The organism is Myxococcus sp. SDU36 (genome assembly GCF_030168875.1).
GTDB lineage: Bacteria > Myxococcota > Myxococcia > Myxococcales > Myxococcaceae > Myxococcus > Myxococcus vastator.
On the sequence record NZ_CP077414.1, the window covers coordinates 8,031,913 to 8,043,381 of the forward strand.

General features: G+C 71.3%; 9 protein-coding genes. 3 read left to right on the top strand and 6 right to left on the bottom strand.

Features of this window, described 5'->3' with window-relative positions:
• Positions 1-113: 113 nt before the first annotated feature.
• The 4 genes from KGD87_RS32780 to KGD87_RS32795 form a co-directional block, all read right to left on the bottom strand.
• Positions 114-3,893 carry a DUF3858 domain-containing protein gene (locus KGD87_RS32780; protein WP_284664871.1) on the bottom strand — a complete coding sequence of 1,260 codons (3,780 nt, stop codon included), beginning with the start codon at positions 3,891-3,893 and terminating at the stop codon, positions 114-116.
• An 85-nt stretch (positions 3,894-3,978) separates the two neighbouring features.
• On the bottom strand, positions 3,979-5,817 hold the full coding sequence (locus KGD87_RS32785) for a serine/threonine-protein kinase (protein WP_284664872.1): 1,839 nt from the start codon (positions 5,815-5,817) through the stop codon (positions 3,979-3,981).
• 115 nt (positions 5,818-5,932) lie between these two features.
• Positions 5,933-6,523 carry a GAF domain-containing protein gene (locus KGD87_RS32790; protein WP_284664873.1) on the bottom strand — a complete coding sequence of 197 codons (591 nt, stop codon included), beginning with the start codon at positions 6,521-6,523 and terminating at the stop codon, positions 5,933-5,935.
• Positions 6,524-6,809: 286 nt separating this feature from the next.
• Positions 6,810-7,037: a hypothetical protein gene (locus tag KGD87_RS32795; RefSeq protein ID WP_284664874.1), complete on the bottom strand. Its 228-nt coding sequence runs from the start codon at positions 7,035-7,037 to the stop codon at positions 6,810-6,812.
• Between the two features lie 298 nt (positions 7,038-7,335).
• Here KGD87_RS32795 and KGD87_RS32800 point away from each other — a divergent pair, with 298 nt between their 5' ends.
• From KGD87_RS32800 to KGD87_RS32810, 3 genes are read left to right on the top strand one after another with little or no spacing between them, the layout of a single operon-like run.
• Entirely contained in the window at positions 7,336-7,803 is a 468-nt protein-coding gene (locus KGD87_RS32800) for a hypothetical protein (RefSeq protein WP_284664875.1), read from the top strand.
• Between the two features lie 45 nt (positions 7,804-7,848).
• Complete coding sequence (locus tag KGD87_RS32805; protein WP_284664876.1) at positions 7,849-9,279, top strand: sensor histidine kinase; 1,431 nt, start codon at positions 7,849-7,851, stop codon at positions 9,277-9,279.
• The gene (locus KGD87_RS32810) at positions 9,276-10,619 is read left to right on the top strand and encodes a sigma-54-dependent transcriptional regulator (RefSeq protein ID WP_284664877.1); all 1,344 of its coding nucleotides are present in this window, start codon (positions 9,276-9,278) and stop codon (positions 10,617-10,619) included. The genes KGD87_RS32805 and KGD87_RS32810 overlap by 4 nt, the downstream gene beginning before the upstream one ends.
• 15 nt (positions 10,620-10,634) lie before the next feature.
• On the opposite strand, the gene KGD87_RS32815 is transcribed toward KGD87_RS32810, so the two are convergent.
• Entirely contained in the window at positions 10,635-10,961 is a 327-nt protein-coding gene (locus tag KGD87_RS32815) for a TerB family tellurite resistance protein (RefSeq protein WP_284664878.1), read from the bottom strand.
• A 6-nt stretch (positions 10,962-10,967) separates the two neighbouring features.
• Positions 10,968-11,459 (bottom strand): Rv1443c family protein, encoded by a 492-nt coding sequence (locus KGD87_RS32820; RefSeq protein ID WP_284664879.1) that lies wholly within the window; start codon positions 11,457-11,459, stop codon positions 10,968-10,970.
• Between the last annotated feature and the right edge of the window lie 10 nt (positions 11,460-11,469).

Here is an 11,469-nt window from a genome sequence, read left to right on the forward strand (position 1 = left end):
TCATCTCCGTGGGTTACCAGACAGATGCTGCCACCGGCCCCCCTGGGAATCCCCCAGTGCGGGGCCGGTGTGGAAAAAAGACGCGGCGCCGTCCGGCTTTATTCATCCCCTGGCTAGGGCTTCACCAGGACCAGCTCCCGCGTCTGGATGAGGTCCACGTCCCCGGTGAAGCCGGAGAACAGCTCGTACTGGTCGGGCATGACGCGGTTGCGCGGCACGCGCAGCGACTCGGTGACGCTGAGCGTCGAGCCGTCCTGCTTCTCCGCGCGGGCGAAGCGGCCAAACGCGTTCTCCGCCTGGAGTGACGCCTGGGGGTCGGTGAGCTTCCAGCCCTTGGGCATGGACAGCGTCACCTGCGTGCGGCTGGCCTCGGTGGTGTCGATGTAGAGCGGCGTGCGGCGCGTGCTCAGCTGCACGAAGCGCCGGCCGAGCTGCGCGGGGAAGGTGAGGGGCCCCAGCGCCATCCGCTGTCCGCCCTCCATCCGCCCGAAGCGCGGCACGGTGAACTCGTAGCGCAGCACGAAGGGCGCGCCCACCTGCTCCTGGTGCTCCAGCTTCACGCTCGACAGTGACGCACCGCCGAAGTACCGCGCCACCGCGCCCTGCAGCGCCTGGTTGCGGCTCTCCGCCGACAGCTGGTTGAAGGCCTCGGCAATCTGCGCCGCCTCGAAGCCGGAGTACGTCTCCTCGCCCTGTCCGCTGAGCGTGCCGTCCTCGGTGAGCGTCAGCGCCAGCTTCACTTCCTTGCCGGGGACTTCCTTCATGGGCGGCGTCTGCACCTTCCGCAGCGGGCGGCCGGGCTCGGGCAGCAGCCACGCCTCCTGGCCACCCATGGCCAGCTCCGGCAGCTCGCCGAAGGGGCCATAACGCACGGAGGTGTCCACCCACACCGGCTCGGTGCCGGGCACCTCCACGCGCAGCGCCGCATAGGGCAGCAGCGCGTCCTGGGGGAAGGTGTAGGCCGACGGGTCCGTGTTGAAGGTCCGCACCGCCACCACCCGCGAGGGAATGCCCAGCGCGTCCAGACCGGCCTTCAGCACCGTCAGCCGGCTGCCCCGGTCCTGGGCCACCGTGGACGCCGCCGTCTGGCTCAGGCTCGCGTCCCGGCCGGAGAAGCGCTGCATCACCGCGGCATGCAGCGCCTTCACCGCGTCCAGGCCCGACTTACCCTCCGCCGCCTTGCGCGCGAAGGCGTCCACCTCCGCCGTGCGCAGCCAGCGCTCCTGGAAGGCGTCGCCGTAGAGCTTCACCAGGGCCTCGTTGCCCGTGGCGCCCGCGCCGACGATGACGAAGGGCAGGTACTCGTTGGCGGAGGGCGGCGCGTCCGGCTCGGGGATGAACGGCGGCACGCGGCGCGTCTCGAAGTGGAACACCTCCACGTCGCCGTCCACCTTGGGCTCCGGCACCTTCATCCCGTGGGCGTCCACCTTCATGCCCACGCCCTTGGGCGCCACCACCGTGTACGTCACCCAGGCGTTGGGCTGGTTGGCAATCTGGAAGTAGAAGGCGGACGCCGTGAAGCCCGGCTGCGCGGGGCCGCGCGGAGGCTCCGCGAGCAGGTACTCCACCTCCACGTAGTCCCCCACGGCCACGCCGGGCAGGCTCACCGTGTCCTTGCCTTCGATGTTCTCCGGCTCCAGCACCCGGCCGTCCGCCTTCAGCGTGCGCAGCGCCAGCACCTGCGCGCCGCGCGGCACCGTCACCTCGGCGATCTCCTGCACGCCCGACTGCTCCAGCGCCTTCTGCACCGTGTGGATGCGGTTGACGATGCTGCCGTCGGGGTAGACGCGCACCGCCGCCGCGTCCAGCACGAAGGCCGCCGCGCTGCCGCCGCTGACGGGCTCCGCCTCGTAGGCGCGGATGGCCTCGCGTCCGTCCACGGCGTAGGCCTGCAGCAGCTCGTGGCCCGTCTTCGCGCGCTCCTCGGCGCGGCGCAGCGTCAGGTCGTCGCCCGCCATCGTCAGCGCCTTCTCGCGCAGCTTGAGCGCCTCGGCCGGCTGGCCCGCGTATTCGCGCACGTCCGCCATGCGCTTCACCAGCTCCGCGTTGCGAGGCCACACGGTCGCCAGCTTCTGGAGCACCGCGGTGGCGTCGTCGAAGCGGCGCTGGGACACGTAGAGGCTGGCCAGCGTGTTGGCCAGGCTGATGCTGCTGGGGTCGCGGGCCTGGAGCTCGCCGTACAGCTTCGTCGCCGTCTCCATGTCGCCGCGCGCGCGCGCGTGCTCGGCCTGGCGCACCACCGTCCCGGGGCAGCCCTCCAGGGACGCCACCAGGGTGTCGCTCCGCTCCGCCGCGTCACGGCGGCGGGCCAGGCTGTACTGGAGCGTCAGCGCCTCGCACAGGCCGGGCTGGGCCTCCAGCGCCGCGGCGAGCGACTCCTCCGCCAGGGCCTCCACTTCCAGCGCCAGCGCGGCGCGGGCGCGCAGCATGAACACCGGGTGGCCGGCGGGCTGGGCCACCTCGGACGCCGTCTTCAGCATGTCCATGGCGGAGGTGGGCTGGCCTTCGTCGAGGAAGAGCTCCGCGCGCAGCAGCAGCGCCGCCACGTTGCCCGGGTCCTTGGCCAGCACGGACTCCAAATCGCGCGTGGCCCGGCCGCGCGCCACCTTGGAGGGCACGGTGCGGTCCGCGGACGCGACCTCCGCGCGCAGCCACAGCAGGGCCGGGGTGTTGGCGTTTACCGAGGCCATCAGCCGCCGCGCGCCGTCCGCGTCCCGCTGCAGGCCGTCCCGCACCGCCAGCACGACGGCCAGCAGCTCGCCGGCCTCCTCGTGCAGGGCCGTCTTCAAGCCCTCCGTGGAGGGGAACACGCCGGGCGTCGCGTCGGAGAACTCGGCCTTGCTGCCCCACGCCGTCGGCGCCGCGCTGGTGGCCGCGCTGAAGCGCACGCCGGACGGACGCCCGTCCACGCGCAGCAGGGCGAAGGTGAGCAGTCCGGAGGTGCCGCCCTTGAGCTGACGCACGACGAAGCGGTGCTTGCCCGCGGGCAGTTGCACGGCGCGCGCGGTGACGGTGGAGGTGGCGCGCTCCCACGCCCGGCGCTCCATCAGCGGAGCCCCGTCCACCAGCACCTGATGCGAGGTGCCGCTCACGGTGCGGGCCACGTAGAGGCCCGGCTCCGTCACGTCCGCGTCGAAGGCCTGCACGTAGAGGTCGCCCTGGCCGGGCTCGCCCGTCAGGTCCATCCGTCCGTCAGGGGCGCGCACCGTGCGCACCGGCAGCGGACCGAAGGCGCTGGTGAAGGGGCCCGCCAGCGAGCCGCTCTGGCTCACGGGGGTGCTTTCGTCCCAGGCCAGCACGTGGAAGGGCGAGAAGGGGCCCACCAGCGAGACTTCGCTCACCCCGCCCAGTTGCAGCATCGCCGCGTCGCGGGCCTCCGCGTCGCCGCGCACCACGGCCACCGACATCCGCGCGCCGCGCAGCAGATAGGCGGCCTCGCCCGTCGCGCCCGCCGCCAGCGCCCGCTCCACGCCGCGGAGGATGTCGTCGTCCAGCGCCCGCGACGTGCCCACCGAATCCAACACGTGGCGCGCCGCGACGGCCGCCAGCGGGTGCGTGGGCGCCCGCGCCGCCAGCTCCAGCGACGCCACCAGCGCGCGGTCGGGACGGCCCGCGCGGCGTGCCATCAGCGACTGGCCGGCCAGCGCGTAGACGTCTCCCGCGTCGCGGGCAATGGCGTCATCGAAGCGCTGCTGCGCCAGCGTGGCGTCACCCGCGACGAGCAGGGCGTGGAAGCCCGCGAACGCGAGCGTGCGGGCCTGTTGGGTGCCCTTCTGCACCTGCTCCGCAGCGGTTTCGAGGACGCGCGGTGTCGCCGTGGAAGTGGAACGGTGGCAGGCCGTGAGGGCCGTGACGAGTGCGAGCGCGGCGAAGCCGAGTCGAATGGTGCGCATAGGAGGGGTCAGGGATAGTGCAATCCCTTGGCCGTGGCCATATTCCCCTGCGCTGGAATGTCCGGGGCGCGTGCTGCCGGACGCTCTACCGCCGTTTCGTGGGGCCCTTCGAGGAGCCCTTGGCGGGCTGCCTCTTCGGGGGCGGGGGGGGACGCTTGGCGGGCACCGCCTTGGCCGGCACCGCGGCGACCACGGCCTTGGCCACCGGCACGGGCGCCGTCGTCCCCGGGGGCGGCGCGCGCCGCACGGTGTAGACGAAGCCTTCGGCGCGGCAGGTGCCTTCGATGCAGCCGAAGGCGGGCACGGGCGCGTCCCCGAAGTGCTCCATCCAGCCCGGGCCCAGGTTGAGTGGCTCGCCAATGGCGCGCTGGTCCTTGCCCTTGCCGACGTAGCCCTGCATGACGCCGTCCGCGTCCACCCGCAGCTCCAGCGCGGCCTCGCCCTCCGGCGACGCCAGGCCCAGCATGGTGCCGCGGCGCTCGCCCAGGGCCCATTCGAGCCGCAGCGGCGCGCCCGAGCCGTCGTGGATGAGCGCCACGTAGCGGCCCGTGCTGCCCTGCAGCAGCAGCGCGGCCGAGGGGGCCTGCAGCGACGGCCCATAGAGCATGACGTAGCCGCGGCGCTTCCAGGTGTCCGGCGGCGCGTCCGCGCGCACGCGGGCGCTGAGCACGGCGATGTCGCCGTCCAGCCCCACCACGTCCACGCGGGCACGGCCCACGCGCGACTGCGAGCGCTCCTCCACGGGCGGGAAGATGATGGCCTTCTCCTCCGCCTCCACCGGCCGTCCGGCGACCAGGAGCGACGGCGCGTCCGGCCCGTCTCCCACCGACACCGTGCGCTTCTCGGAGCCCGTCTCCAGCCGGCCCGGCATGGACCGGGGCGAGGGCGGGCCCAGGTCCGCGTTCAGCGCGGCCCCTGGCTGCGGCGGCACGGGCTTCTCCCCGCTGCGCAGCCACTCCCGGCCCAGCACGGCCAGCGCCGCCATCACCAGCAGCACGGCCGCGGCCTGCAGGGCCAGGCGCACCACCTTGCGCACGCCCTGGCGGACGCGCTGCAGGTGCGTCAGCTTCACCGGCGCCAGGGACGGCAGGCTGCCCGGGACGAGCAGCTCCAGGTCCGCGATGAGCGCGGTGACGGAGGGGTAGCGGTCCTCCGGGTCCGGCTTGAGGCACCGCGTGACGATGATGTCCAGCCGCGCGTCCAGCCCCGGCTTGCGCCGCGACGGCGGGTCGAAGGTGCCCAGCGGCACCTCGCCCGTGAGCCACTCATAGAGGATGACGCCCAGCGAGAAGATGTCCGCGCGCGCGTCCGCGCTCTTTGCGTCCACGCGCTGCTCGGGCGCCATGTACGACAGCGTGCCCATGGACATGTGCGTGGACGTGAGCGCGTAGCGTGAGGACGGGCTGGCGTCATCCAGGAAGGACGCCAGCCCGAAGTCAGACACCTTGGCGATGCCGCCGGCCTGCTGGTCCAGCAGGATGTTCTCCGGCTTCAAGTCCCGGTGGATGACGCCACGGCCGTGCGCGTACTCAATGGCGCGGCAGATCTGCAGCATGCGCCGCAGCGCGCCCACGACGTCCAGCTGTGGCTCGCGAATCAGCTCTCGCAGCGACGGGCCGTCCACGAACTCCATCACCAGGTAGTACGTGGTGTCCGTCTTCCCCTTGTCGACGATGGAGACGATGTGGGGATGGCTCAGGGTCGCGAGCGCGGCGGCTTCCTTCTGGAAGCGCGCGATGAAGGACGGGTCCTTCGCCAGCTCGGGGTTGAGGAGCTTGACCGCCACCGTGCGGCCTAGCGAGAGCTGGGTGGCCTTGTGGACCTCTCCCATGCCTCCACTGCCGACGAGCTTGTCGAGGTGGTAGCCGCTGATGATGTCCGAAGAGCGCGGACGGCTGATCGCGGTGGGGTCGATTGAGGACATGGCGGTGAGCGAAGGGGCGGCCAGGGTAGCAGAAACCCGGCGCTGGAAAGGTTCGCTCTTGCACGGGTCGGCATTGCCCCCCGGCAAGCCGCCAGGCGCCCCGCCCGCCAGCCGTTCAGAGTCCGGACACCGGCGTGCGGCTCACCGCCTGGCGCAGGCTGTTTCGGACCTGGTCCAGGGAGGAGCGCATCTGCCCATGTCGGACGGACGCCGCCACCGCGCGCGCCAGGGACTTGAGCAGCGTCACCTCCTCGGGCTTCCAGGCGCGGGGACGGCGGCAGTCCTCGAAGGCCACCATGCCCCACCACTGCTGCCGGGAGGGGTTGATGGGGCACAGGAGGATGGACTGCGTTCCCTGGCGCTCCAGCAGGTCCTTCATCGTCGGGGGCGCGTCACGGGTGGGGCACGCCACCACCATGCCGGCCTCCAGCATGTCCACCCAGCCCGGCGCGAACTCGCGGAAGGAGAAGGCCCGCATCACCGGGTTGGCCAGCGGCGACGGCGTGGGCGGCTCCGCCCAGGCGTGGCGCATGTCGGTGATGAACCGGCCGTAGGTGCCCTGTACGCGGTTTTCCAGGATGTACGCGCGGTCCACGCCCAACGCGTGGCCCACCATGCTCAGCGCCTCCATGCCGGTGCTCGGGGCCAGGCCCTTCTCCAGCAGCAGCTTCGAGGCTTCCGACACCTTCGAGAAGGCTTCGATCATTGGTGCGCTCGTTTGAGTTCCGACCCTGTTCGGGACGGTCAGTGATTCACTGAAGTCACATTAAGCAGGATTCTTCTGTTTCTGTCAAATCTCACGTTCACTGGACGGATTGACGGGGACGCGAAAGTCCTGACCCGGATGGGTTTTCTTGGACATCGATAGGCATTCCGAGAGGGCGTCTCAGAAATCGAGGCAATATGGGTTTATATGGACCCGCAACGGCAACGGGGGTACCTCCCTTGGAAGAGGCACCCCCGCGCACCGACCAAAAAGCTGTAAATCTTGATTAGTTTGTGGCGGCAGCGGCCTTGGCCGCCTTCTTCGCCGGCTTCTTGGCCTTCTTCGCGGGCTTGGCCTCGGGGGCCGCCTCGGCCTGCGCCTCTTCGGCCTGGGGGGCCTCGGGCGCGGCTTCGACGGCGGCGGGCTTGGTCTCGGCAGCGGGCTCGGCGGGAGCCGGGGTGTTGGCGAACGCGGTGGCGGCGGCGAGGAGGGCGGCGGCGAACACGGTCTTCATAAAAAGCTCCGGTGACGAACGACGGCGCGAGATTGCGCCGTCCCAGCGAGCGAGGGCTTGAGCAGGCGGCGTGCCAGGAGCGTTGTCAGAGGGAGCGCAGGTGTCTGTCGCGGATGTCCGTGGGGAGAAACTCCGCAGTTGGAGCTCCGACAATGGGGGCAAGCTCCCCAGACAGGCAGTTGCTGCTTTGACGATGACGGAGCACTTGAGCAAGCTGCACGCGTCATCTGGTTGCAGGGTGTCGGCCCGGCGCCTTCGCCGCGCATGTCGCGCGGTCATGGTGTGGGAGAGACGGTTCATGCGGTTCCTCTGTTGCGCGACAGCGTTGGCCGTCCTGGGTACGGGTTGCGCGACGACTGTTCCGCTCGAGCGGCTGGAGGCCCAGGTCCTCGAGGCGGACCGGTGGCGTCGCGACTACGAGGCGGAGCGGGAGCGCGCCGAGGTGTTCGCGCTGCGCATGGCCCAGCTGGAGTCGGCGCTGGAGCAGGTGCGGCTGGAGCGCGCGGAGGCGGAGCAGGCGCGCGCGGCGCTGTTGGAGGAACTGGTGCGGACCGAGGCGGACCGGCACGCGCTGGAGGAGCACAACACCCAGTTGCTGGTGCTGGAGCGCGAGGTCCACGAGCTGAAGGAGCTGAAGGAGATGCACGAGGAGCTGTCGGACGTCTGGTATGAGTCCGCGCTGGAGCGTGCACGGCGGCGGTTGAACAATCCGCTCCAGCCGGCTGCCCCCTCCGCGGCCGGCAACGTCGCGCCGACGGCGCCCTGACGTCCCGCCGGACGCGCGCCGCTGGCTCCGTGATAGAGGAACGGCGTGGCGAGCTCCCGCATCCCCATCCGCGGCTACCGGGCCGGCTTCTTCTTCGTGGTCGTCCTCCTGTCGGCCGTCACCGCTTTCACGTTGTGGACGGAAGTCCGCACGGGCAGCCAGGTGGACGGCCTGGTGCAGGAGGCGCTGGAGCGGGCCGGCTCCATTGGCCGCATCCGCGTGGACGCGCTGTCGCTGGAGTCCGCCATCGAGGCGCATGTCCGCGCCACGGGTGACGCCGAGCGCCGCGCCGCGGACGCGGTGATGGAGCAGATTCTCGCGGACATCCGCGCCTCGTCGGAGGCGTACACACGCAACCTCCCGCAGGGCGAGAAGGCGCTGTGGTACCGCTTCAACGCCGCGTGCCAGGGACTGGCGGACCAGGTGCGCGCGGCGGCCATCTTCTCGCAGCGCCGCGAGGCGGAGCGGGCCCGGCGCCACCTGGCCGAGCGCATCCGCCCGCTGGCGGCGGAGCTGGACGCGCTGGGCGGCGCGCTGGAGGAGGAGAACGCCGCCGAGGCGCGCAGGCTGGTGAGCCGGTTGGACGACCTGCGCGTGCGCAACACGGCCCTGGGCGCGGGCGCCACGCTGCTGGCCATCCTCCTGTCGTCGCTGGTGGGCTTGCGCGTCACCTCGCTGCTCAAGCGCCAGGAGGCCATCATCCAGGGCCAGTTGGAGGAGCTGGGCCGGCACAACCAGGAGCTGGATGCCTTCACGCGGCGCGTGGCGCATGACCTCATCTCCCCGCTGGCGCCGCTCAAGGGCTACCTGACGCTCATCCGCCGCACCGGCGCGGTGAACGACGCGGGCGCGCTGGAGATGCTGGCGCAGTGTGAGTCCAGCGCGGTGCGCATGGGCGAGCTCATCGAGGCGCTGCTGCGCTTCTGCCGCGCCGGCACGCGCGGTGAGAGCACGGTGGGTGAGCTGGATACGGCCGTCACCACCGTGCTGCTGGAGGTGGCGCAGACGGCGGCGGCGCAGGGCGTGGCGCTGGAGCGGGAGCTGGAGCCCGGCGTGGCGGTGGACTGCCCCGGGCAGTTGTTGCAGGTGAGCGCGCGCAACCTGCTCACCAACGCGGTGAAATACTCGGCGGGCCGGCCCGACGCCCGCGTGAAGGTGCGCGTGGCCACCGAGGGTGGCATGGCCGTGCTGGAGGTCGTGGACAACGGCATCGGCATGGCGCCGGGCACCCAGGCCTCGCTGTTCCAGCCCTTCTTCCGCGCGCCCGAGGTGCGCGGTCTGCCGGGCCATGGACTGGGACTGGTCACCACCAAGCGCGTGGTGGAGGCGCACGGCGGCACGCTGGTGGTGAGCTCGGAAGATGGAAAAGGAACGCACGTGGTGGTGCGCTTCCCCCGCGTGGTGCGCCCGGCGGCGGGCACCCGCGGCGCTCAGACAACGACGGCTTCCGCCGGAATACGCAAGGTCGGCACATGAGCTCAACCCGCATCCTCGTCGTGGATGATGACCCGCAGGCCCGTGATTTGCTCCAGCGCTTGCTGGGCCCCCTGGGCGCGGTGACGCAGGCCCAGGACCCGCGCCGCGCCACCGAGCGCATCGCCGAGGGCGCCTTTGATTTGGTCCTCACGGACATGGCCATGCCCGAGCCGGGCGACGGGCTGAAGGTGCTCCATGAGGTGAAGGCGCAACTGCCGGACACGCCGGTGGTGGTGGTGACGGCCTTCGGCAACATCGAAGGCGCGCTGGACAGCATCCAGCAGGGCGCCTTCGACTACCTGGCCAAGCCCTTCGACGTGGACGCGATTCTGCGCGTGGCGCGCCGGGCGCTGGAGCAGAAGCGGCTGGTGGAGGAGAACCGCTCGCTGCGCCAGCAGGTGGAGCGTGGCTCGTTGATGATGGTGGGCCGCAGCCCGGCGCTGCTGGAGGTGTACAAGCAGGTGGCGCGCGCGGCGGCCAGCAACGTGCCGGTGCTGATTACGGGGGAGACGGGCACGGGGAAGGAGATGGTGGCGCGCGCGCTGCACAAGCGCTCGCCGCGCATGAGCGGGCCCTTCATCCCCGTGGACTGCGGCGCGATTACCGAATCGCTGATGGAGAGTGAGCTGTTCGGCCACGCGAAGGGCAGCTTCACCGGCGCGTCCGGCGCGCGGAGAGGCGTCTTCGAGGAGGCCAGCGGCGGCACGCTCTTCCTGGATGAGATTGGCGACGTCGGCATGAAGGTGCAGTCGCAGCTCCTGCGCGTGCTGCAGGAGGGCGAAATCCGCCGCGTGGGTGAGAGCATCCCCGTCAAGGTGGATGTGCGCGTGGTGGCGGCGACGAACAAGGACCTCAAGGCGCGGGTGGCGGAGGGCCTCTTCCGCGAGGACCTGCTGTACCGCCTGGACGTGGTGCACCTGCACCTGCCGTCGCTGCGGGAGCGAAGCGAGGACATCCCCGCGCTGGTGGAGCACTTCGCCGGACGTCATGCCCGCGGCGGGGTGCGGCCGGTGGTGACGCCGGACGCGAACGCGCGCCTGGCGGCCTATGACTGGCCGGGCAACGTGCGGCAGCTGGAGAACGTGGTGGCGCGGGCGCTGGCGCTCAACGTGACGGGCGTCCTGGGCCCCCAGGACTTCCCGGAGCCGATTGGGGACGCGTCCACCCCGAAGATGGCGGGCCTGGCGGGCGACATGCCGAGCCTGGCCGAGCTGTCGCGCCGCTACGCCGCGCAGGTGCTCCAGCACGTGGGCGGCAACAAGAGCGAGGCGGCGCGCCTGCTCGATGTGGACCGCAAGACGCTCTACAAGCTGCTGGAGGCTCCGGAGAGCGAGTCGTAGCGCGCGCGGTGGACGTCAGTTGATGACGCCGAGCAGCTCCCGAATCTGCCGCAGCATCTCGATTTCCTCCGCGTGCACGCTGCCGTCGCTGGCGATGAGCGCCTTCGCCTCGCGGATGACGGCGGAGGGGTTGGTGCGCAGGATGCCCATGTTCGGCGGGGGCAAGGGCTCGTTGTTCTGCAGACAGCGCGTCAGCGCGGCCAACTCGTGTAGCGGCGCGCTCATGCCTCGCGCGGTGTCCAGGATGTGCTCAATCTCGGAGTGCGCGACGCGGCCATCGACGGTGGCGACCTGGAGCAGCAGCTTGAGGACTTCGACGTGGAATTGTTCTTCGGGGCTCATGTCCCGCTAGGCTGACTTTTCCTGGGACGCCCGTCCACCTAATGACGGTGTGAGCGCGCGGCGGAGCACCGAATGGCGGTGCTCGAAGAGGCGCCGGATGAAGGCCTCCGTCAGCCGGCCGCCGAAGCGGGGCTCGAAGTCGAGCTGGTCGATGATGTCCACGCCGGCGTGCGCCTCGACGATGCGGCGCTCGTGTCGCCACTGACGCATCGCGCTCATGGGGGACTCCTCGACGAAGCGGCGGCCCGGCTCCAACTCGCGCAGCGTCAGGTCGGACCAGCCCACCGGCAGCACGCCGCCCAGCAGCAGCTTGCTTCGGAACAGCGGTTGGCCCGGTTCGAAGGGCAGCTCCGCGAGCCCCGTCACGCCCGGGGGCGCCGTCATCCGCAGGTACGGGTACAGCTCCGTGGAGATGCCCTTCATCGACGTCACCCACGCCCAGGCTTCAGCGGGGGTGACCTCGACGTACGACTCGAAGCGGAGACTGCGGGTTGCCATGACGCCCCCG

Coding starts and splice junctions, on each gene's coding strand:
- KGD87_RS32785 (WP_284664872.1), bottom strand. CDS start 5,817: ATGTCCTCAATCGACCCCACCGCGATCAGCCGTCCGCGCTCTTCGGAC.
- KGD87_RS32810 (WP_284664877.1), top strand. CDS start 9,276: ATGAGCTCAACCCGCATCCTCGTCGTGGATGATGACCCGCAGGCCCGT.
- KGD87_RS32800 (WP_284664875.1), top strand. CDS start 7,336: ATGCGGTTCCTCTGTTGCGCGACAGCGTTGGCCGTCCTGGGTACGGGT.
- KGD87_RS32795 (WP_284664874.1), bottom strand. CDS start 7,037: ATGAAGACCGTGTTCGCCGCCGCCCTCCTCGCCGCCGCCACCGCGTTC.
- KGD87_RS32780 (WP_284664871.1), bottom strand. CDS start 3,893: ATGCGCACCATTCGACTCGGCTTCGCCGCGCTCGCACTCGTCACGGCC.
- KGD87_RS32815 (WP_284664878.1), bottom strand. CDS start 10,961: ATGAGCCCCGAAGAACAATTCCACGTCGAAGTCCTCAAGCTGCTGCTC.
- KGD87_RS32790 (WP_284664873.1), bottom strand. CDS start 6,523: ATGATCGAAGCCTTCTCGAAGGTGTCGGAAGCCTCGAAGCTGCTGCTG.
- KGD87_RS32820 (WP_284664879.1), bottom strand. CDS start 11,459: ATGGCAACCCGCAGTCTCCGCTTCGAGTCGTACGTCGAGGTCACCCCC.